Below are 22,394 nucleotides of genomic sequence, written 5' to 3'. Positions count from 1 at the left end.
TAAAGAAACTGGCAAACTGGACTTGGACTAGTCCAAAAATGGTATAATAATTGACCCCGTAGGGGTCAAATTAAAGTTAATATAGACCAAAAATTGCTTAAAATTTGAAAAGGCATTTCGAATTAAGCTTATTCGGAATGCCTTTTGTCTACAATCTGAACAAGGGCTAAATAGCCCTTGTAATAAGAAATTTACGGTCTAGGTCCCATCGGTGCTCCCATGCCCGGAGCTCCAGGGCCAAATCCAGGGCCGCCCATACCATAGCCAGGTGGAACATTTGGCATCGCATTTGGTAAGGCATTTGGTAAGGCATTTGGTAGAGCATTTGCAGCTGGCATTACTTCCGGCATCGCTCCTACAGGTGGACATTGATTGCAGCAATCTAAATGTTGATTGCATACATCTTGGGCACACGAAGCAGTATGCGGACAATAATGTTTATGTTGGAACAAATGATGATTTACAGTTGTTGTGTGTACAGGATGAATGTGCGGAACCACCGTTGTGGAAAAAGTGTGATTTACAAAATGCTTAGTCGGGTGTATAACTGGTGGAGCAAAATTACTACCTAAAAACATAATAAGCTCTCCTTTCTAAAGTTCTGTTTACATTAACAGCCTATGTTGAAAGGAGTACTCTTGTACTAATGAAAATACCTATTTTTCTTCAGCCAAATCCGTTTGTTATAAGCCAGTTAGTTTTATAAAAATGAATAGAAGCTATCTTTTAAACTTGAAAAAACAACAGCCGTTAAACAAACAACAACAAAAAATAAATAAAGAATTGCTTTATACATATAACCAGCTCCATCTAATTTACAGTCAATTTTTCTCAACACAATATTAAATTTTACATTTTTAATACAATATTAACAATATGGAATTGCTGTTTTATGCAAAAAAAATGTGAACATTTTGTTACAAATTTAATCAACAAGAAACAACAATAATTATTATTTTATTTTAAAAACTCAACATGAAGTTTTTAATAATTTTCTCTTTATACGTTTTTGCCTTAACTCTAATTGTTCCAAAGATTGAATGGCCGTTAACTTTAAATTGCTATGTTTTACCCTTTCAATTGCCCGTTGACAAAATTCAAATGCTCTAGCTAAATCTTTTAATTTATGTTCATAAATTTTAGCAAGCTCAACATATGCCTCTACCTTCATTTTCTCATCTCCGAAATCTGCCACCTCTAAAAATAATTGTTTGGCACTTTCCCATTCATGATCATTCTTATATTGATAAGCCAAAGTTAATTTGGCCTTACACGATGTAAAATCGCTACCAGTTGCAATATTCTTTAAAACACTTTTGGCTTGCTGCTTTTCCCCTATCGCTGCATACCAGCGTCCTACTTCATAGATCTCCATCCTCGATTGTTCCTGATCCACTCCACACAATTGAAAGGTCAAATGTGTGTATAGTGTAATGAGTGACAGGATATCCATTTCATTATGCTTAAGCACACCAAGCATACCATCTGGCCTTTTACTTTCAACAAAATCGAAATATATCATCGGAGCCAAAAATCCAGGGATGTCGTCTTTCCTTTCTACTCCAAGAACTTCCTTTTCCACAATCGATAATTTCATCCGTTCCAATTTATGCTTCCAGAGTCTTCTGGCCGCGTGAAATAAATCAAAATGACCAAAGGCAGGGAGCTTAGGTACATGTTCCCTAATAAGGGTATGCCTTGTTTTGACCTGTGGCCAATCAAAAGCCTTTCCATTATATGTAACCAATGTTTTATAATTAATTTTTTCTAAAAAACTCTGATATAAAGGAACCTCTGCTCCCGGTTGTGGAAGGATATGCTGTCGTAAAATTATTGATTCATTTGATAGGCTAGCATATCCTAATATGAAAATCGTATTACCAACCCCGCCTCCGAGTCCGGTTGTTTCTGTATCAAAAAAAAACAATTCCTCTGCATTGTATCCTTTCGCTGATAATGGATGACTGTTTTCATTCTGATTCCATAGTTTTACTGCTGTAAGAAAATCTCGAAAACAATAATGGCCATGCTGATAAGATAAGGGGTAACTAATTTCTCGAATTAAGCAGTAGTTTTGATCAAAGAAATAAGGGTAAACATTTTCTTTTTCCCACACTTCTTTATATGGAACATGGATGACATTTTCGTTTGGTGGCTGTTGGATTTTATTTTTAGTTGACTGTTCAATCGATAAGTGAGGCTTTAACCGATTTAATTTACTCCTTAATGACATTTCTCTACACCCTTAGTTAATGAAAACTGGTTGATAAATGTATCAATAATCTTTAATGCATCATTTTTTGCACTATCATTTTTCATATCAGTTCCAATACAAGAAGGACAGCCGGCCTCACACTGACATTGACGGATCATTTTTTTTGTTGCATAAAATAATTCTGCCATTCCATAATAAAGTCTTTCGCTCAATCCTACCCCTCCCGGGTATCGATCATAAAAAAAGATGGTAGGCTTTTCATTATGATCAGCTTTCACTTGTGGAGTGACATGAATATCCTGTGGGTCAGTCATCACAAATAATGGTGCAACGGCTCGTAAGGCATGTGCAGCTCCAATCAGTCCTTGTTCAAGCCGCTCATTTCCAAGTTCGGTTAATGAGTTATTCAAAGAAATCCAGGTAGCATTTGTATGCAGTTCTTCCTCTGGTAAATGGATAGGACCAGAACCGATATTTTCATGTGTTTCAAATTTGATTTTTTTAAAAATGGTAGCCATTGCTCTCACGCAGACATCACCATATCCAATTTCAGCACCATCTAATTCTTGAAGTCTGTCTATCTCTAACACTTTCATTTGAACGGCTAAGTTAGCATCTGTAAAATAGTCTACATCTACTTCACGAACAAACGCTTTTTTCTCCTCCCAATCCAGCTTCTCCACCTGAAATTGTTTTCCTTGATGTAAGTAGATCGCTTCTTCATGAAGTAATGTCATAGCTGAAAAACGATCCATTTCCCCAATAACCTTCACATTGGCTACATTTGTTTGATCGATAATAACGACATTTTCCTGAGAAGCCGACCTTAGACTAATATTATGGGCCGGAAAGGAATCATTCATCCAATACCATTTATCACCGTTCTGAAAAAGAACGCGTTCCTCGGTCAAATAATCTAACAAGTCCTCTGTATCTAACCCGCCAAATTTCTCCCCTTTTTTAAATGGCAGTTCGTAAGCAGCACATTTCATATGATCTATTAAAATAATAAGATTATCAGGATGAATCCTCGCTGTTTCCGGACTTTTATTGAAAAAATAATCCGGATTTTGAATGATATATTGATCAAGTGGACTTGAGCTAGCAACCATTATGACAAGGGATTCTCCTTGTCTCCTACCTGCTCTTCCAGCTTGTTGCCATGCACTTGCGATTGTTCCAGGATAACCTGACATAATACAAACCTGAAGTTGGCCGATATCCACTCCTAATTCCAGTGCATTCGTGCTAACAACCCCATATATTTCCCCCGATCTCAATCCTTTTTCAATCTTTCTCCTTTCCGTTGGAAGGTATCCTCCTCGATATCCCATAATGGATTTAGTACCTAATTGGTGTTGTACTAATTCCTGTAGGTAAGTTAAGATAATTTCTACTCTTACACGGCTTCTAGCAAATACGATCGTTTGAATTTTGTTTTTCAATAATTCACCGGCAATCTTACGAACCTCTAATGTAGCACTTCGTCTAATATTTAACGGCTTATTTACAACCGGAGGATTATAAAAGAGAAAATGCTTTGTCCCAGTAGGTGCACCATTATTATCGACAAGCTCCATTTTCTTATCTGTCAATTTTTCCGCTAATTCTAATGGATTGGCAATCGTTGCAGATGTGCAAATAAAAATCGGATTGCTACCGTAATATTGACAGATCCGCCTCAATCTTCTAATTACATTTGCCACATGACTACCAAAGACTCCACGGTACGTATGAAGTTCATCAATCACAACGTATTTAAGATTCTCAAATAATGAAACCCATTTTGTATGATGAGGTAAAATTCCCGAATGAAGCATATCTGGATTTGTAATGACAATATGGCCTGCTTTTCTTATTCTCTGGCGAATATTTGCTGGAGTGTCACCATCATATGTATAGCTATTAATATCGAACTTTGCCTTCTCAATAAATTCATTCAATTCACTTTTTTGATCTTGAGCTAATGCCTTCGTCGGAAATAAATATAAAGCTCTTGTTCCGGGATCAGTAAGTATCGTTTGGATTATCGGAAGATTGTAGCATAATGTTTTTCCAGATGCAGTTGGAGTGACTGCTACAATACTATTACCCTTCATAATTGTTTTATAAGCAGTTTCTTGATGAGTATACAACTGGTCAATCCCCCGTGAGATTAAAGCTTCCTTCAAAAGTGGATGTAAATTTTCTGGAAGCGGAACAGTTTTAGCAGGGCTCTCAGGAATGGTTCGCCAAGCAACAATATTTTTATTAAAGTCATCATTCATTTTAAATTCAGTTAATAGATCTTGTAGATTTTTTTTATATTTCATCGTACTCACCTCAACACTTCCATTTTAACGAATAAACGTTCGGAGTAAAAGAATATATCAAAAACCCCAGCGAATTTCACCGTTTTATTTTCCTCTATCTATTCTTTTTTTGCTTATTTTGTGCATAAGATTTAAAATTAGAAGAAAAGAGATTTTAATTTTTGTTAAAATAGAAGCATCTCAATATATTTTGTAGGTGATTCAATGAAAATAGAAGAAATTAAAAAAGTATTATCTGAATTCACATTGTTTCGTTCATTAAATGATACCGAATTATCTAAGATAACCGACATTGCCATTGTAAGGGAATGGAAAAAACATAGCCATGTTTTCCATCAAGGGGATCCACTCGAAAATGTATATTTTATTTATAGTGGGAAAATAAAAATTTATAAAAGTGATATAAGTGGCAAGGAACAAATTGTCGCAATTATGAAGAAAGGTGAAATGTTTCCTCATGTAGGCTTTTTTAGAAAAGGCAACTATCCGGCCTTTGCAGAAGTACTTGAACCTTCTATTCTAATTGCCGTTCCCATTACACGCTTTGAACATGTTCTCATTGAAAATCCCGAACTTTGTATAAAAGTATTTAAAGTTCTTGGGGAAAAAATTGTTGATTTACAAAATCGGTTAGAGGAACAAATTTTAAATAATACGTACGAGCAAATTGTAAAACTTATTATTCGACTCGCTCAAAAAGATGGGAAAGAACAAGAAGATGGAACCATACTTTTGAAATCTGAATTTACAAATAAAGATCTTGCCAATATGATTGGGACAACGAGAGAAACAATCAGCCGTACACTTACAAAAATGAAAAAAGATGAGTTAATTGAAGTCGATCATGACGGAAACATGATAGTTGATGTTAAACTTTTGATGGAAGAAATAAATTTAATCTAGAATCATGCACCGCAATCATTTCATTGCGGTGTTTTTCTTTTTACCTAAAGAGGGAGGGCACCTACCTTGTTCAAATTGCATATATTATCGTGAAAATACTGGGAAAGTGAGGTTTTTAAGTTGTCTTCTAATCTTCCAGGAGATCATAAAAACTCAAAAAAACCTGAACCTTTTGGAGAATTAATGAAATCCATGAATGAGTTTTTTAATGAAAAACCGATCAAAGGTTTTCTCCAAACAATGGATGAATTTTTCAAAAGACCATTTCCTTTTGATGCTGGCTTTCGTTTGGATTTGAGAGAAACGGATAATGATTATATTGTTACCGCAGAACTGCCAGGTGTAAAAAGAGAACAAATCCATATTCATGCTAATGGAAATTACTTAACCATTACTGTCGAAAATAATGAATTGGAGACTAGAGAGGATGAACGGAACAACAGTTTTCAAAGAAAGTATTTAAGGCAGCACTCCAGTAGAACAATTACACTTCCCCAATCCATTAATGAGAAATTGGTGAAAGCATCCTATAGGGATGGATTATTACAGATCAAGATTCCTCGTATTAAAGGAACCGTTATTGAAATCGATGATTAATATTTTTCGCTAATATTTCAGGACGGCAATATGCCGTCCTTCTTTATGTTTTAAATATACCTCCAAAACTTTTAACGAGAGATGTCACTTGTGAAACTGCATTCATCATTTGACCAGCAGTATTTATCATTTTGTTGAGGTCCAAAGTTCCATCTTGTGATTTAAATGAATTCATGAAGGTTTGTAATCCTCCTGGTGGTTTAGGTATAAAGCTTTGTTTTGGATAAGGATTCATTAATGGATACCCACTCATGGGTTGATACGGATTTGTCATCATTTCCTCTTTTGGTTGCAATGGGTTTTGAAATAAAAATTGAACATCTTTCTGTAAATGATTCTGATTATAATGTATATGTGTTGGCATAATACCAGATTGAAAATTTTGGCCAAATGGTTGTATTGTATGCGGTACATTTACAACTTGGTATAAATTGGAGTTCAGGCCACGAATTTGCATTGGAGGTGGATACATAATTGCCTGATTTCGATAATCCTGTTGCCCATCCCATCGCACTCCAAATGAACCGTGATGAATCATTTGTGATGGAAACCCATAATGATAATTGTCCATCAGTCTCATCTTGCCAAACACAGGCATACATCTCCTCCGTATTTTTCTCTGTTACACACTATGAAAAATAACGCTAAAAGGTGTTACATCGAAATATTAGAGACTGTCGCAAACAGAAGAATTTTGTCTGAAGTTTAAATTTTTTAAAAACTAAGGAATTTTTTATTTTATGGTACGATAGAAAAAATGGTGAAGGAGGATCTACTATGGACATTAGCGAAATTAAAAGCAGATTTTTTCAAAGTCGTGACTACAGCACTGAAGATGTTAATGCATTAATGGATTTTGTTAAAAAAGCCTATATCCACAACGAAATTAGCATAATAGATTATCGCAATTATGTCCGTGAACTAGAAAAACTAGGAGCGGTTTTACCTGAACATACCGCTAATGACTCCCTCATCAAAAATAGTAATTAAAATCAAAAGAGATGCTTCTAGGCATCTCTTTTCATTTTTTCAAGTTCTTTTTTAACCTCTAGCAAAAAATATTCAACTGTCCGATACATATCCAAAAACCTTTTTTTACTTGTTTCTGAAAAAAATGATTGAATAGATAATTGTTCTATATAACTTGAAATGGTATCTATCTGTTTGAAATGTATAGTTTTTGGGGAAGCCTCTGAAAGCCATTTTTTCATTAACAAATTCCACTCGTCATTTACAGCCTTTACCTCATCCACAAATGGTTTAATTATTTCATAAAAATCCTTTTTATCCCTAGTTTCTTTTACTTCATAAAAATTTTCCATGTATATCTTTTGGTACATTATTAATTTCTCTGTTTTATTATATAGCTCCTCTAGCATTTTGATCTCCCCGGTTCATACAATATAAAAAGCAGCAAGGATAACCATGCTGCTATTCTTTCTAACTATCTTATCGATATTAATAACCCATTTCAAGATTTAATGATTGTGATACGATTGGTGTTCGATTGATTTCTTCTCCAATTAAATTTTTATTTAACTTTATTTCAAGCATAGAAAGCTTTTGTTTTGAAACAGCCAATTTCTCCTGCTCTTCTTTATTTAAATTTTTCCTAAGTTCAGAAAAAGAAGCCTCTAAAGCACACTCCAACTCTTCTAATTGTTCATGAATATCCGTTAACTTATTTAACAGTTTTTCCTTTTCAATGGATCGATCAGCCATGTTTGAACCCTCCCTGTGAATTCTTATTGTTATTATTCTCCTTCTCTATTTTGCTTCCTGCCCTCTTGACAAAACTAGAAGCTATTCGGCAAAGAAAGTGCCTATCTGATAATTCCACATTTCCATTCGACAAACATTCATTCGAATGAAAAAGACAATTACGTACATCCTAAAATTGGAGGTGTTAAAATGGCTAAAAATAAACAAAACAAAAAACAAGGGCAACCAGTCAATGAAGAAAAAAGAGTTGGCTATGGTGATAAAAAACTAGAAGGACCTAACCGTCCAGCAGAATAAAAAGCAAGGTTTATCCTTGCTTTTTTTATTCCCATTTTTTAAGATGAAAAACTTTATGAAATGAGAGTAGAAGCATGAGTTGATTAGACTTTTCTATGTACCAGTCTGTTAGATGGATTGGGTTCCGATGTTTGACCGGATATTTCATCCAAATGGAAGGAACTTTTCGTTTCTTACTCCAATCATTCGAAATATTTTGCTGATGCTCAATAATGGGGTACGTCATTCTTAAAATTGGAGTTTTTATCCCTGTCTTCACCTTGAAATATTGTTCATAATCATTTCTTGATCCTGTGTGAGAGGTTTTTTCCGCAAATTCAAAGAAATGTGGGAATAATCTCGGATGAAATAAGATGTTAGCCAATCTCTTACCTAAATTAATCCGTTTATAAAGCGATCGAAATCCATTTACACTCGCCCCATAAACTTCCCCTCCCGTTGTAGGAAATAATACACAACTAAAATGCAACCAATCTTGAAATTGAAACATAAGAGAGCGAAATACTCTTTTCTTTAATAGCGGATGGTCAATCACTGGAGTTTGAATCACATTTTGCTCATTAATAATTAAAGCTGTCATTAACCTAAAACGATCTTTTTCCTTCCAATATTTATACCATTCCTTTTGTATAAATGAAGAAACATGAAAATATGGTAATAAATGAAACATGGGGCGGTTCATTTCCCTCGAATATTGATAAATCAAAAGCTGGGGATAAACATCGTGAAAAATAAGCCAATTTGCTCGTTCAAACACTAAAAACAGCTGTTTTCTATATTCAGGTGCCAATAGTTCACGAAATATAGAACCTTCAAGATCACACATATTCCAACCACCATTACGTGATACCATACTCGCAAGAAATGCCCAAAGAATATCTCGATTATTTTTAAAATATGAAAAGTAAGCATTGGTCCTCGAGATATTATCCATGTTTCTCTTATCAGTTTCAAAACGAATTTGACGAATAAGGTTTTGTTCTTGTATTGTAAGATCGTTCATTTAAATATTTCGCACCCTTAAAATAAAAATAGACTTTTAGGTAATATCGAAAACTTTTAGTTTGATGAAATTCTTTTAATGATGAACAATTTGAGTTCAATTATTAAAATTTGCTTTAAGTTTAATTTTATTCACCTATCAATCCAAAGTTTTGTTATGATAAGGTATGATTTAAAGAGGTGAATATAATAAATGAATTATCCAAATGGTAAAAAATTCATCAAACAAGAACAAAAAAAGAATTTATCGATTTACGGGAAAGATAGAGGTATTTATAGTAACAGAGGGATGACGCTAGAAGAAGATTTAAATGAAACGAACCAGTATTATCGTGAAAAAAATATTGCAGTCATTCATAAAAAACCCACACCCATTCAAATTGTTCATGTAGATTACCCAAAACGAAGTGCTGCTGTTATTAAAGAAGCCTATTTTAAACAAGCCTCTACAACCGATTATAATGGTGTTTATAAGGGTAGATACATTGACTTTGAAGCAAAAGAAACGAAAAATTCGACCTCTTTTCCATTAAAAAACTTCCACGATCACCAAATTTTCCATATGGAGCAAGTGCTTAAGCATGGAGGCATTTGCTTTGTCATCATTCGCTTCTCCATAAATGATGAAATCTATTTACTTGAAGCAAAACACTTATTGTCTTATTGGGATAGAATGAAAAATGGAGGCAGAAAATCAATAACAAAAGAAGAAATCAAACAAAATGGATATTTTATTCCTATTGGTTATCAGCCAAGAATTGATTATATTAAAATAATAGATAACTTTATAGGTTAAAGAATAGAAAATTATTAAGGTAAATTGGAACAACAAAGGGACCTAGTTTTATATTAATAACAAGCTCATAAATAGCAAAATCGTCTAAGTAAACTACTTAGACGATTTTTTTAAAACAAGTTTCTTTGCATACAACTTTTCTTGTTCTCCCATTAATTCTGAAAGCTGTCTGAACGAATGATATAAATTCGGTCTAGACTTAATAAAACTTAACCTTTCTTCCAAATTGACAGGTTTAATTTTCAACTGTGATATTGATGTTGTATTTCTTTCGTTTTCTTCAATGTCATTCGTGAAATATAACAAGTCCGTAAATAATTCAATACCTCTTTGCATGAAGTCGGTGGTTTCTTTCTGCTTTCGTTCCTGTATAAGTACTTCAATCTGTGTTTTTATTTTTGTCCAATTTTCCAGAATTTTTGATACCTGTTTTGACGAATTATTCATGGCCTACATCAGCCTTTTTCTTCATCCGCTTTTTCCCTTCCCTGCACAGGTCCAATAATGGACAGCTCGGACACTGCGGATTTTGAGCCTTGCAATGATAACGGCCAAAAAATATTAATCGGTGGTGAGTAATTGACCATTCTTCTTTCGGAACTTTCCTCATTAAAGTTTTTTCCACCTCAAGGACAGAATCCTTCCAACGACAAATACCAAGACGCTTACTTACTCGTTCAACATGGGTATCCACCGCGATGGCAGGAATTCCAAACGCAACAGAAACCACTACATTCGCGGTTTTTCTGCCTACACCAGGTAGTTTTGTCAATTCATCCCTGTCAGTAGGAATTTCACCATTATATTCTTCCAACAACATTCGACAAAGTTTTTGAATATTTTTTGCTTTATTTCGGTAAAGACCTATTGAACGAATATCATTTTGTAATTCTTCCAGTGAAACCCTTAAATAATCTTCAGGACTTTTATATTTCTTAAATAAATCTTTTGTCACTTTATTTACAAGGGCATCCGTACACTGTGCAGATAAAGAGACTGCGATAATCAATTCAAAAGGGTTTGAATGATTTAACTCGCAATGAGCATCCGGAAACATCGCTCCTATTTGATCCAAACAATAGCGAATTTGTGTATTATTCAGCAAAAATATCACCTGCCTATTAAACATAAAAGAAACGAGAGGTTTCTCTCGTCAAACGGTTTCCTATTTATTGCTCTAGCCAGTTATAAAATGGAACGGAAGACTGATGGATTTCTTCTTTTGTCATCGTTTTTTGTATTTGCTTTTGTCGGAATTTACGCCCATGATTTTTAGCTTGTTCTATTGTTTTAATTCCATTTTTCTTCCATTCAAAAAGAATTCTATCAATATAACGAAAATTTAATTTTCCAGACATCACAGCTTCCCGTAGAGCAGCCTTGATAATGATAGGATCATGATGATCATCATCCATCCACATGGCCAATGTCTCACATTCAAATGGTGATAATGGACGACCAAATTCCTTTTCAAAGCAAGTATACAAATCCGTTTCTTCTGCCATTTTCGTCGATACTTGATTATTTTGACGTTGGGCCAGAAATTGTGTAACAATCCTTTCCCATAATGGCTTAATCGAATACTTCTCAAATCGTATTCCATCCGCCGAATATTCATCTATAATTTCCAGAAATCCTCGTTGAATCATTCTTCTAAGAATTTCATTACATTCGGCCGTAGAAATTGTCATTCGGGCTGAAATTTCTTCCGGGGTGGGAAATTGATTCCCTTTTTCTAAAAAGGTAAGGATATTTAATAAAAGAACGAGTTCTGTTTCGTTTAAATTTAAATTACGATATTCAGAAAATAAAATAGAGGGAATAGTTATATTTCCTTCTTCAAGCCATGCCAATAAGTTTTCTTTCATTGATTGGACACCTCCTGTTAAGTATATCATGAACACACCATCTAAGTAATAGCATTAGGTATCCAGCTATGGTAAAGAAATCAAAAAGTCTGCTAGTAGCAGACTTTTTGATAATATAAAAAACTTTTATGCACGCATTTTTGATTCCACAAATTGATGAATTCTAGATATAGCTTTTTCCAGTTGTTCAAGAGAAGTTGCATAAGATAATCGTATATTATCTGGGGTTCCAAAACCAGAACCTGGAATCACAGCCACATTTGCCTCAACCAGTAATGCTTTAGCAAAGTCATCTACATTTTCAAACCCTGTATTTATTGCTGCCTGTTTCACATTTGGATACAAATAAAAGGCTCCTTGAGGTTTTACACAAGTAAAACCAGGAATAGCAGTTAATTTTTTATAAACAATCTCTAATCTTTCCTCAAATGCTTGACGCATGGTCTCAACAGGTTCCTGTGGTCCATTATAAGCAGCTATGGCAGCATATTGAGCTGTAGTCGTTGGGTTTGAGGTACTATGACTAGCGAGGTTTGTCATGGCCTTAATAATTTGTGAATTTCCTGCAGCATAGCCAATTCTCCACCCTGTCATAGAATGGGATTTGGAAACACCGTTAATAATAATCGTTTGTTCTTTCAATTCCGGAGAAAGTTGAGCAATGGAAACATGCTTTGCATTGCCATAAACTAGTTTTTCATAAATCTCATCGGAAACTATAAGAATATTTTCTTCAAGACAAATTTTCCCTAATTCAAGTAACTCTTCTGCTGTGTAAATAACACCAGTAGGGTTGCTTGGCGAGTTAATAATGACTGCCTTTGTCTTGTTGGTAATGGCTTTTTTCAATTGTTCCGGAGTTATTTTAAATTGATTCTCTTCTAAACCTTCAATATAAACTGGTACGCCACCTGCTAATTTTACTTGCTCAGGGTAACTAACCCAATATGGAGTAGGAATAATAACCTCGTCTCCATCATTTAATAATACTTGAAACAATGTGTAAAGAGCATGTTTGGCTCCATTTGTCACAATTATCTCATTTGGTTCATAGATTAAACCTTGATCCATTTCAAATTTTTTACTAATTGCCTGTTTTAAAGTCGGAAGTCCCGCTGAAGGCGTGTATTTAGTATGACCTTCATTCATAGATTGGAAAGCTGCATCCAAAATATGTTGTGGGGTATTAAAATCAGGTTCTCCCGCTCCCAATCCAATTACATCTTTCCCTTGTTCTTTTAATTCCTTTGCTTTTGCTGTTATGGCCAATGTTGAAGAAGGTGTAAGAGACAACACCCTTTTTGCCAGCTCCATTACCATGTTCTCTTCCTCCCATCAAGTTTCTACTAAAGATTTTCAATTTCTTTTAACCATTCTCCAGTTTCAAAATGAATATAATAATAATTTATTAAATTATTATTTGAACGATAATGAATCTCCCATAATGGAATATTTTTTTCCATTCCCAACCGCACTGAGATAATTTCCACCGAATTTTTCTCTTGCAGCAGTTTCTGAATGGCGTCCCCTTTTGCAAGTCCATTCTTGGCTTTTCTTACAATTACTTTTTTACTTTTTTCAGGTATCCATATAATGATTTTTTCACCACGTTTATTTTTCCCTTCAATAACGTTAACGGTCTCTTGACCATGATAAAGATGAAAATCCTCAACTTCTTGAATGTCTGTCTCTTTTTTTGCCAGGGAGTATGCTTTTTTTTCTGCCATTTTCAATGGTTCCATTGCATTTACATAAACCTTAATGCCAAATCCTAATATAGCAATCGTAAAAAATACGAATAAAAAAATCCATTTTTTCATCTAAGATCACTCTTATGTACGATAAATAGTAAATATCGCTTTATTTTTATCTTCTTGATCCAATGCAAGTCCAAACATTAAATCATTATGTTTAAGGGTACGATTAAGCAAATCAACTATTTTATATAAGTCTGAATGATGCTCGACTTTCACAGTCGATAATATTTCAATTTTACTTTCCATCCAAATTCCTCCATAACCTTCAACTCATCCAATAAAAAATTCTATCCACTATTATATCAGTTTCAGTTTGAACTTGCTGAAAAACATGCACGTTCAAAAAAATTTTTTCAAGTATTATTCTTTTTCTCCAGTAGGTATCTTAAAAATTTCATATTTCGTTTCTGTAAATTTCAAAGTGACTGTACCATGTCTTTTAGTAAAATAAACTTCTGCCCACGAATCATGTAAATGATGCAAAATATCAGAATCAAGATGCTCCTCTTCCGGAGTAAATAAAACAGCAATTTGAGGATTTAAAAAATGGATCAGTTTTCGGGAAACTGAATTATTTTTTGTACTATTAGGGACTTTAAAAACATGTATATCCTCTAGATTTTTCTTTAATAGTACATCCTCCGCTCGGGAACTTAAAGAAGACATGATAAAGATTCGATGTTTAAAAAAGCTTAATAAAACATCCAATCCTTCATTTTGCTCGTTACCTGCAAATTGTACTTCAGCAGTAAGGTCAGGAAGTAAGTTCTTTCTTTCTCCTTCCCCCCAAACAATTACTCTAGGATTAGATGATAATGATATTTGGTTTGTTAATTTTTTAGCTATTTTTGGAGTTGTCATGATTTCTTCAATATCATAAGTATCAATTAACTGATTGATTTGATGAATGGATAGGTTTGATCCATCTTCTGTTAAGATTAAAGTTTGTAGTTTCTTTACATCATAAAGTGTCAGCCATTCCTCTAATTCTATCTCCGTATCTTCTCCACCAATATTGATTAACACGGCCTCTTTATTGGGTCCTTGGATTAAGGTTGCTTCCCCTGCAGATAATCCTATAAACGTGATAGCCATTTCATGGTCCTTCAAGTTTAAATCAATATTCTCTACACTATTTGATACGGATGGAGCAGCTTGTACAAATGCTGTACCAATGAACAAGAATGATATTAAGAGTAACCATGTTCTCATATACATTCCTCCTATATAGCTATAGGATATGTACTCTTCCAAAATTTATCATAACCATGATTGGATCAACCTAACCAATTCATCTATTTTACCTTTTTTTATTGGTATTGGTGGAATCGAGTTTAAGAAGCATTTACCATACTTTGAAGAAATAATTCTTTTATCGAATACCACTACAATCCCTCTATCATTTTCTGTTCGAATTAAGCGACCAAAACCTTGTTTAAATCTTAATACTGCTTCTGGCAACGAATATTCATAAAACGGATTACCGCCCCGTTTTTCGATTAATTGACATTTCGCTTCTGTTAATGGCTCATCAGGAGGGGTAAATGGTAGCCTTACGATAACCAGACAGGATAAATCTTCACCGGGTATATCGACACCTTCCCAGAAACTGCTTGTACCAAGTAAAATAGCTTTATCATAACGTTGAAAATTCCTCGTCAACCTTGTTCTGCTTCCACCTGTAATCCCTTGAGCAATCAATACATAGTCATCCAAAAAGCCACTTTCTTTAATCAAGTCATATGTTTTTTTCAACATTTCAAATGCCGTAAATAAAATGAGCATTCTCCCCTTTGTCGCCTCTGCAACTGTAATGATGTTTTCTGCAATAGCCAAAACATATTCATCCGTTGTTACGGAATTAATATCTGGCAAATCATCTGGAATAATCATCCTTACTTGCCGTTTATATTCAAAGGGGGAGGGAATTATCCATTTCAAGGTGTGATTCGGATCCAATCCCAATTTATTCATCAAATAATTAAAGGATTTATTAATTGTTAAAGTGGCGGAAGTTATCACCACTCCTTTTTTCTTATTAAAAAACTCTTCCCTTAAATTAGCTGCTACAGATGCGGGCTGTGCCATAAACGTAGTAACATTTTGTGGTGTACGGACATCCACCTCAATCCATTTCACATCATTAGATTCTCGTATAAAACAATGGATCAATGCCTCCCTAAGTTCATTCAATTCATTAAGGAACTGATATATTTCTTCTACTTTTCTCTCTTCTAAATCCGATAAACTGCTCTTTTGTTCATTGATCCAGAAAAGCCAGGAGTTAATAGCATTGTATAAATCCTTTATCAAGAATGTACATCTTTCAGCACTATGTAAAACAGCTTTACTATCTTTACTTTTATCTAAAGGAGAAAATCGAATTTTTATGCGATACGACCCATTCGTATCATTTTTTTTGCTTTTAGCAAAGTACGCTAATAATTTAAAGAATTCATCTACTTCATAGCTTAAGTCAATAACCATTTGATTTATCTCGAAAGGATGAAGGAGTGTATCATTTCGTACAGGAATCGAACGAACTATTTCCTCCAATTCATTTAATAGCCCTTTTTGGTCAAAGGTGCCGAATTGACTTAATAACATTCTTGTAGATAAAAAATCTAATGAAAAGCCGAAGTATTGGGCAGCTACTTTTTCTAGATGGTGGCCCTCATCTATTACAACCAAATCATAATTAGGCAATATTGACCCTTGATGTTTAATATCACTTAGTAATAGAGAATGATTGGTTATAATAAAATCTGCCGTATTAGCCTCTTGTATTGATCTTAAATAAAAATCCCATTCCCGCCATTCTTGATGGGTTGAAGAAAAAGCAGGGTCATTCTTAATTTTATTCCAAAAAAGGAGACCTCCGCTTGACAAATTTAATTCGTCTTTTTCACCTGTTTCGGTTTCCGTTAGCCAGACAAGAATTTGCATCTTTGTCAAGATAATATCATAGTTATCATTTTCTTCCTGAAGGACTTGATAAAATCTTTCCAAGTTTATGTAATGACTTCTTCCTTTTAAAAGAATAGCCTTAATATTAAACGGTAGAATTTTATTAAGTAAAGGAATCTCTTTTTTTAAGATTTGTTCTTGCTGTTGAATAGTATGTGTGCTAATAACGATTGGGCGATTATGATTTTTCGCTATATACGCAGCTGGAAACAGGTAGCCGAGTGATTTTCCTACACCAGTCCCGGCCTCTATTAACGTATGTTTTTCATTTTGGAACGTATAATAGACAGCATCCATCATTTCAAACTGCCCTGTTCTTTTTTCAAAACCATCCATTCCGTTTTCTAAAAATTTAACCTTGGCACCCTCATTATCTGGGTATGGTTGATTTTCGAAAGAATGCTTTGTTTCTGTTTTAATAGTGGTTTTTCTTAAGGCAAGACCATGAAATATTTCAACAGATTCAGATAAGACATCTTCCCTATCAACCAAAGTCTCCAATAATTCTTCAAGAAACAGTTGCAAATCGCTCTTTAACCCATCAGATAATGGCAATAATTGCCGTATAGTAATCATTGGAAGGTTAGATAATTTTCTTAATAATATTAAAAATAATTCAGCAGTAACCTCTGCATCACTATCCGCCTGATGTGGACGATCATGATGGAGATTCTCTTTTACCGCAAGGTCTGAAAGCTTATAGCTGTCAGATGTGGGAAATAATATTCGGGCCATTTCAACAGTATCGAGGACCGGCCCAAAAAATCCTTCAAATCCTGCCCGAATTAATTCTTCTTGTAAAAAGGATAAATCGAATAAAATATTATGAGCAACAAAATATGCCCCTTCCAATAAATCCATTATTTTAGGCGCGATTTCAGAAAAAATGGGTGCATCTTTAACCATCTCATCATTAATTCCGGTTAATTCTTCTATAAAAACAGGAATCGGCTTTTGGGGATTGACTAATGATGAAAATCTTTCTGTTATTTCTCCGTTTTCTATAACAACAGCGGCAAATTGAATAATTCTGTCCCCTTTTTTTGGAAGATTCCCTGTAGTTTCTAAATCAACGACAACAAATTTGTTTGACATTACAAACACCCCAAAGTTTCGTTCCTTAAACGGTACCACAAAATGATTAAAAAGAAAACAATTGTATGTAGAATGGATCCAATAACAGAATCCTTTTGAAAATAAAAATAGAAAAAAAGTTTAAAAAAGATAAGCTCCCTAGTTAGTGAACGTTTGACTTTCTCCCAAATGAAATCACTTCAAAAGCAATACAAATTCTAAAGAATATTCCTTCCTTTCAAGCCCGCAAACATAGAAAATGGAAGATATCCGAGTTAATTCGTTAAATTTAAAGTCAACTCAACTAGGAGCTCACGAAAACCATATCTTCATTCCAAAAAATATACTCCTTATTAGAAAAATCCCCGAAAAATCGGGGATTCATTCTACATAACTGTCAAAGCTGGTTCTACTTCAATCAGTTCTTTAATTTTGTTGTTTTCATCCATGATTGCAACTTTTGGAGTATGTGTGTGTATTTTTTCCTCTGGAACTAGTGCATAAGAAATAATAATAACAATATCACCCTTTTGAACAAGCCGTGCTGCCGCACCATTTAAACAAATAACCCCACTGCCCCGTTCTCCTGGGATGATATAGGTTTCAAGGCGTGCTCCATTATTATTATTTACAATTTGTACTTTTTCATTTGCAACCATACCAACTGCGTCTAAAATATCTTCATCTATCGTAATACTGCCAACATAGTTTAAATTAGCTTCTGTCACAGTAGCACGGTGAATCTTCCCATTCATCATATGGCGAAACATCTAATTTGTTCCTCCTCTATATTCTAATTAATATCCATGATCAAATTATCAATTAGACGAACCTTAGTAAATTTTACAGCAATCGCAATGATTATCCTACCATCTAATTTTTCCAATGGTTTTAACTCGGGATAGGAATATATGTCAACATAATCAATTTCTCCAGTACATTCACCATGAATCATTTCTTTGATCATTTCGGATACAACGGAAGGATTTCGTTCCCCATTCTCAATTGCTTGCTTCGCTGCCATTAAACTTTTATATAAGACTGTTGCCTGTTTTCTTTCTTCTGGCAACAAATTGACATTTCGTGAACTTTTAGCAAGTCCATCTTTTTCACGAACAATGTCAATCGCTTTTAACTCAATTGGGAAGTTAAAATCTGAAATTAATCCTTCGACAACCGCAACTTGTTGAGCATCCTTTTTCCCAAAATAAGCTCTCGTTGGCATTATGATATGAAAAAGTTTTGTTAAAACGGTAGCGACTCCGTCAAAATGTCCAGGACGTGATTTCCCGCATAATACATCTATTCTATCGCGTACTACTACTTTTACAGAAGGTTCACTAGGATACATTTCTTCCACCGATGGATAAAAAAGATAGTCCACTTGTTCAGCTTCTGCCAATGTTCGATCACGTTCGAAATCCCTCGGATAGGTAGAAAAGTCTTCCTTTGGTCCAAATTGCAGGGGATTAACGAAGATACTTAAAGCGACGATATCATTTTCTTTTCTAGCATTCTGAATTAATGTTAAATGACCTTCATGCAAGAATCCCATCGTTGGGACAAAACCAATTGATTTTCCTTGGCTTTTTATTTTTAAGACTTCCTCCTGCATTTCTTTTATTGTTGTTATAACCTTCATTCACGACCTCCATAAAGTACCTTAAGTTCCTCTTCCTTCATCGTAAAGGTATGCTTTTCCTCTGGGAACTGTTTATTTTTGACATCCGCTATATAAGCTTGAATCGATTCTATGATGAACGGATTGATAGAATGATATTGCTTCACAAATTTAGGAACGCGATCCACGCCATAACCGAGAATATCATGATAAACCAGCACCTGACCATCGACATCCATTCCCGCACCAATTCCAATGACCGGGATAGATAAAGAATTGGTGATGGTTGTGGCAATTTGTTTAGGTACGCATTCCAATACAAGTGCAAAGGCGCCAGCTTCTTCACATTTTTTAGCATCTTCCATTAATTTTTTTGCAGCCTCTGCATCTTTTCCTTGTACCTTATATCCACCCAATATACCGACAGACTGGGGAGTTAATCCAAGATGTGCGCATACAGGAATTCCTGCATTAGTCAGAGCTTCAATGTGTTCCAACACATTGTCTGCTCCTTCCAATTTTACTGCATTTGCCCCAGTTTCCTGAATTAATTTCCCAGCATTGATTAACGTATCTTTTACAGATAAATGGTAAGTTAAAAATGGCATATCAACGACAATAAAAGTGTCTTTTGCTCCGCGCTTAACAGCCTTCGCGTGATGAACCATATCTTCTAACGTGACCGGAATGGTGGAATCATATCCAAGAACGACCATCCCCAATGAATCACCGACTAATATCATGTCTACGCCGCCCTGCTCTGCTTGTTTCGCAGACGGATAGTCATAGGCAGTCAACATGACAATTTTTTCTTCTCTTTCCTTCATTTTTAAGAAATCCGTTGTTTGCTTCATCTAATTCCCTCCTTTAATATGGGAGAGGAGATAAAACAAATTTACAGAGTAAATAAAAAAATCCTTCTGATGGCAGAAGGATTCCATACTCTTTTCACATGTTCCATCCCTCTGTCCCGGTCCGTTAAACGGATCTAGGCAGATACCTTTAATTTTAGTATGACACTAACGGTGCAGTTCCTTTAGGATACTGCCCAAAAAAATTATAGCAAATTATACAAAAGCTATACAAGATTCATTTACCCGTTCTTAGCTCTATATCCGCTGAGTAGATATGATGGATAACTCCATTACTATCTTCTAATACTAATACCCCATCATCTGTAATACCTAATGCTCTACCTTCTATGGTATTGGTTAATGTTCTAGCCTTAATCATTTTTCCAATACTTACTGCGTACCCTTCCCATAAAAGTTTGATTGGGTAAAAACCTTGATCCAAGTAAAGCAAATATAATTTTTCAAAATGCTTGAATATACTTTTGATTAAGTTTGCGCGAGAAATTGGCTCGCCTTTTTCAACTAATAGGGAACTGGCTATACCCTGGAGTTCAGGAGGAAAATCCTCTTTTTTCTGATTTACATTTATGCCCATCCCAATAATAATTGAATGAATCCTGTCCGCTTCTGCCTGTAATTCTGTCAGAATCCCAGTTATTTTTTTTCCGTTCATTAAAATATCATTCGGCCATTTGATTTCAGGTGTAAGTCCTGTCATTTCTTCCATTGCCTGGGCAATGGCAACTGCCGTTAATAGTGTCAGCTGCGGCGCTTTAGTTAACGGAATATTTGGCCTTAAAATCAAGCTCATCCATATGCCAGTATATTTAGGAGAATACCAATTTCTGCTCATTCTCCCTTTACCTGACTTTTGTTCTTCGGCAATCACAACCGTACCTTCTGGTACATCTTTTGAGGCAAGTATATGGGCAATCTTTTGGGTAGATTCCACACTTTCTTCATAGTGAATATTCTTGCCAATGAAGGAGGTTGTCAACCCGAGCAAAATTTCATCTGCCGTTATTTTTTCTGGAGTTTTAAGGATACGGTATCCCTTTCTTCTAACAGCCTCTAATTCAAATCCTTCTTTTCTTAATTCTTCCATATGTTTCCACACAGCTGTTCTAGAACAACCAATCAACTCTGCCAAATACTGCCCCGATAAGTAGGATTCTCCTGAATTTGTGAAGGCATCCAGCAGTTTTTTTCTTAATTCTGACTGCACTTCATCAGCCACTCCTTAATTTTTCTTTTTTCGTTCTCAACTTCTTGGAATATGATAGCTCGTTCGATCCTCAGCAATGATTCCTTTACCCATGGCCCCCCTGGCTGTTTGAACCACTCTATTAAATCACTACCAGTTACATCCAATTCTTTACTATTTTTTATTGGAAGTTGGTCATACTGATCAATCCAATACTGAATTGATTGTTCCTCTTTTATTCTATTTATAGTTAAATAAAGCTTTTCTACAGATGTAATGGTGGACCTTCCCGCTAAAAATAAATCATAGACGGTCCATTCCTGTTCAAGCCGCTTTGTTAAATATAAAATAATTTGTTTTATCTCTTTTATTACTTTTACCGGCAGCCGCCATTCTCTTAAAAATGTTTCAATAGACCGTCCGCTATGATTTAAACAATATAAAAGTAATGACCACATTTCTTTTAAATTAAGATGCTCACATTCAAAAGTATGCAATAATTCTATTTGCTTGTTTTGCCTTTTTAATCCCGGTAAATAAGATACTAAATTTGTTTCAAGAAGTAATTGAATTGCTTTTCTTCTATTAATGCCAATTAATAACTTTTCAAACTCTGTTCTTTTCCTTTCAACTGCTATTTTTTCAAGCAATGGAATAAGTTGAGTGAGTGCCTTCATCGTTTCTTGTTCAATTTGAAAGGAGAGCTGGCTGACAAAGCGGACAGCTCTCATCATTCTTAAAGCATCTTCCTGAAAACGATCGGTTGCTTGACCAACTGTTTTTATTATTTTTTGTTTAATTGCTTCCTGCCCGTTAAAAGGATCAATTAACCTTCCGTTTCGGTCCATCGCAATGGCATTCATAGTAAAATCTCTTCGTTCAAGGTCTTCTGTCAAGTTACGAATAAATGATACTTCTTTCGGCCTGCGATAGTCCTGATATTCCCCTTCCGTTCTAAAAGTTGTTACTTCATAAGATTGATGATTGTGGATTATCAGAACAGTACCATGTTCAATTCCTATATCCACTGACTTCGGGAATATAGCCTTAACTTCTTGGGGAGTAGCCGATGTAGCAATATCTACATCACTGATCGGTTTATTTAACAAATAATCCCTTACAGAGCCACCAACAAAGTAGGCTTCAAAACCTGCATCTTCTAGTTTTTTTAATATAGGAATTGCCGATAAAAAGGGCTCAATCAT

Annotated in this window: 24 protein-coding genes; 4 read left to right on the top strand and 20 right to left on the bottom strand. The window is 34.7% G+C overall.

The features are described 5' to 3' along the window. Nucleotides 1-191: 191 nt before the first annotated feature. The 3 genes from G4Z05_RS13660 to G4Z05_RS13650 form a co-directional block, all read right to left on the bottom strand. A complete protein-coding gene (locus tag G4Z05_RS13660) occupies nucleotides 192-578 on the bottom strand; it encodes a CotD family spore coat protein (protein ID WP_163252384.1) in 387 nt (128 codons plus the stop codon). A gap of 392 nt (nucleotides 579-970) precedes the next feature. Then, nucleotides 971-2,233 (bottom strand): ribonuclease H-like domain-containing protein, encoded by a 1,263-nt coding sequence (locus G4Z05_RS13655; RefSeq protein ID WP_163252383.1) that lies wholly within the window; start codon nucleotides 2,231-2,233, stop codon nucleotides 971-973. Further along, the gene (locus G4Z05_RS13650; protein WP_163252382.1) at nucleotides 2,224-4,527 is read right to left on the bottom strand and encodes a DEAD/DEAH box helicase; all 2,304 of its coding nucleotides are present in this window, start codon (nucleotides 4,525-4,527) and stop codon (nucleotides 2,224-2,226) included. Before G4Z05_RS13650 ends, G4Z05_RS13655 begins: the two co-directional genes overlap by 10 nt. Before the next feature lie 204 nt (nucleotides 4,528-4,731). On the opposite strand from G4Z05_RS13650, the gene G4Z05_RS13645 reads away from it, so the two are divergent. Together G4Z05_RS13645 and G4Z05_RS13640 are read left to right on the top strand one after the other, a co-directional pair. Beyond that, nucleotides 4,732-5,430, top strand: a complete 699-nt coding sequence (locus tag G4Z05_RS13645; RefSeq protein ID WP_163252381.1) for a Crp/Fnr family transcriptional regulator — start codon at nucleotides 4,732-4,734, stop codon at nucleotides 5,428-5,430. Nucleotides 5,431-5,550: 120 nt separating this feature from the next. Next, on the top strand, nucleotides 5,551-6,027 hold the full coding sequence (locus G4Z05_RS13640; RefSeq protein WP_240465394.1) for an Hsp20/alpha crystallin family protein: 477 nt from the start codon (nucleotides 5,551-5,553) through the stop codon (nucleotides 6,025-6,027). Between the two features lie 43 nt (nucleotides 6,028-6,070). Here G4Z05_RS13640 and G4Z05_RS13635 read toward each other — a convergent pair whose 3' ends face one another. Next, entirely contained in the window at nucleotides 6,071-6,625 is a 555-nt protein-coding gene (locus G4Z05_RS13635; RefSeq protein ID WP_240465393.1) for a YppG family protein, read from the bottom strand. 179 nt (nucleotides 6,626-6,804) lie between these two features. Between G4Z05_RS13635 and yppF the strand changes: the two genes are divergently transcribed. Then, a complete protein-coding gene (gene yppF / locus G4Z05_RS13630; RefSeq protein ID WP_163252380.1) occupies nucleotides 6,805-7,017 on the top strand; it encodes a YppF family protein in 213 nt (70 codons plus the stop codon). Nucleotides 7,018-7,034: 17 nt separating this feature from the next. On the opposite strand, the gene G4Z05_RS13625 is transcribed toward yppF, so the two are convergent. From G4Z05_RS13625 to G4Z05_RS13615, 3 genes are all read right to left on the bottom strand, one after another. Continuing rightward, nucleotides 7,035-7,406, bottom strand: coding sequence for a DUF1798 family protein (locus G4Z05_RS13625; protein ID WP_163252379.1), 372 nt, complete (start codon nucleotides 7,404-7,406; stop codon nucleotides 7,035-7,037). Between the two features lie 79 nt (nucleotides 7,407-7,485). Next, nucleotides 7,486-7,749: a hypothetical protein gene (locus tag G4Z05_RS13620; RefSeq protein ID WP_163252378.1), complete on the bottom strand. Its 264-nt coding sequence runs from the start codon at nucleotides 7,747-7,749 to the stop codon at nucleotides 7,486-7,488. A 322-nt stretch (nucleotides 7,750-8,071) separates the two neighbouring features. Beyond that, nucleotides 8,072-9,049: a DUF2515 family protein gene (locus G4Z05_RS13615; protein ID WP_163252377.1), complete on the bottom strand. Its 978-nt coding sequence runs from the start codon at nucleotides 9,047-9,049 to the stop codon at nucleotides 8,072-8,074. A 192-nt stretch (nucleotides 9,050-9,241) separates the two neighbouring features. Here G4Z05_RS13615 and recU point away from each other — a divergent pair, with 192 nt between their 5' ends. Beyond that, a complete protein-coding gene (gene recU, locus G4Z05_RS13610; protein WP_163252376.1) occupies nucleotides 9,242-9,844 on the top strand; it encodes a Holliday junction resolvase RecU in 603 nt (200 codons plus the stop codon). Nucleotides 9,845-9,937: 93 nt separating this feature from the next. Here the strand turns inward: recU and G4Z05_RS13605 are convergent, their stop codons facing one another. The 13 genes from G4Z05_RS13605 to G4Z05_RS13545 all read right to left on the bottom strand — a co-directional run bounded on the left by G4Z05_RS13605 (nucleotide 9,938) and on the right by G4Z05_RS13545 (nucleotide 22,394). Further along, a complete protein-coding gene (locus G4Z05_RS13605; RefSeq protein WP_163252375.1) occupies nucleotides 9,938-10,291 on the bottom strand; it encodes a YpoC family protein in 354 nt (117 codons plus the stop codon). Continuing rightward, nucleotides 10,284-10,949 carry an endonuclease III gene (gene nth, locus G4Z05_RS13600; protein ID WP_163252374.1) on the bottom strand — a complete coding sequence of 222 codons (666 nt, stop codon included), beginning with the start codon at nucleotides 10,947-10,949 and terminating at the stop codon, nucleotides 10,284-10,286. Before nth ends, G4Z05_RS13605 begins: the two co-directional genes overlap by 8 nt. 64 nt (nucleotides 10,950-11,013) lie before the next feature. Beyond that, nucleotides 11,014-11,712, bottom strand: a complete 699-nt coding sequence (locus G4Z05_RS13595) for a DnaD domain-containing protein (protein ID WP_163252373.1) — start codon at nucleotides 11,710-11,712, stop codon at nucleotides 11,014-11,016. 126 nt (nucleotides 11,713-11,838) lie between these two features. Next, the gene (locus tag G4Z05_RS13590; protein ID WP_163252388.1) at nucleotides 11,839-13,026 is read right to left on the bottom strand and encodes a pyridoxal phosphate-dependent aminotransferase; all 1,188 of its coding nucleotides are present in this window, start codon (nucleotides 13,024-13,026) and stop codon (nucleotides 11,839-11,841) included. Nucleotides 13,027-13,058: 32 nt separating this feature from the next. Further along, entirely contained in the window at nucleotides 13,059-13,532 is a 474-nt protein-coding gene (locus tag G4Z05_RS13585; protein ID WP_163252372.1) for a cell wall elongation regulator TseB-like domain-containing protein, read from the bottom strand. A 12-nt stretch (nucleotides 13,533-13,544) separates the two neighbouring features. Next, the gene (locus G4Z05_RS13580) at nucleotides 13,545-13,715 is read right to left on the bottom strand and encodes a YpmA family protein (RefSeq protein ID WP_163252371.1); all 171 of its coding nucleotides are present in this window, start codon (nucleotides 13,713-13,715) and stop codon (nucleotides 13,545-13,547) included. A 114-nt stretch (nucleotides 13,716-13,829) separates the two neighbouring features. Then, nucleotides 13,830-14,681, bottom strand: a complete 852-nt coding sequence (locus G4Z05_RS13575) for a ComEC/Rec2 family competence protein (RefSeq protein ID WP_163252370.1) — start codon at nucleotides 14,679-14,681, stop codon at nucleotides 13,830-13,832. Between the two features lie 48 nt (nucleotides 14,682-14,729). Continuing rightward, nucleotides 14,730-17,531, bottom strand: a complete 2,802-nt coding sequence (gene dinG, locus G4Z05_RS13570) for an ATP-dependent DNA helicase DinG (RefSeq protein WP_163252369.1) — start codon at nucleotides 17,529-17,531, stop codon at nucleotides 14,730-14,732. 365 nt (nucleotides 17,532-17,896) lie between these two features. Continuing rightward, nucleotides 17,897-18,280 carry an aspartate 1-decarboxylase gene (gene panD / locus G4Z05_RS13565; RefSeq protein WP_163252368.1) on the bottom strand — a complete coding sequence of 128 codons (384 nt, stop codon included), beginning with the start codon at nucleotides 18,278-18,280 and terminating at the stop codon, nucleotides 17,897-17,899. Between the two features lie 23 nt (nucleotides 18,281-18,303). After that, on the bottom strand, nucleotides 18,304-19,152 hold the full coding sequence (panC, locus tag G4Z05_RS13560; protein WP_163252367.1) for a pantoate--beta-alanine ligase: 849 nt from the start codon (nucleotides 19,150-19,152) through the stop codon (nucleotides 18,304-18,306). Continuing rightward, nucleotides 19,149-19,985, bottom strand: coding sequence for a 3-methyl-2-oxobutanoate hydroxymethyltransferase (gene panB / locus G4Z05_RS13555; RefSeq protein WP_163252366.1), 837 nt, complete (start codon nucleotides 19,983-19,985; stop codon nucleotides 19,149-19,151). Before panB ends, panC begins: the two co-directional genes overlap by 4 nt. Nucleotides 19,986-20,220: 235 nt before the next feature. Further along, nucleotides 20,221-21,210, bottom strand: a complete 990-nt coding sequence (locus tag G4Z05_RS13550; RefSeq protein WP_163252365.1) for a biotin--[acetyl-CoA-carboxylase] ligase — start codon at nucleotides 21,208-21,210, stop codon at nucleotides 20,221-20,223. Then, nucleotides 21,195-22,394: a CCA tRNA nucleotidyltransferase gene (locus G4Z05_RS13545; RefSeq protein WP_163252364.1), complete on the bottom strand. Its 1,200-nt coding sequence runs from the start codon at nucleotides 22,392-22,394 to the stop codon at nucleotides 21,195-21,197. Before G4Z05_RS13545 ends, G4Z05_RS13550 begins: the two co-directional genes overlap by 16 nt.

Origin of the sequence: Neobacillus thermocopriae, assembly GCF_010975035.1 — a bacterium.
Classification (GTDB): domain Bacteria; phylum Bacillota; class Bacilli; order Bacillales; family Cytobacillaceae; genus Neobacillus; species Neobacillus thermocopriae.
This window is presented reverse-complemented; position numbering and strand designations above follow the sequence as displayed.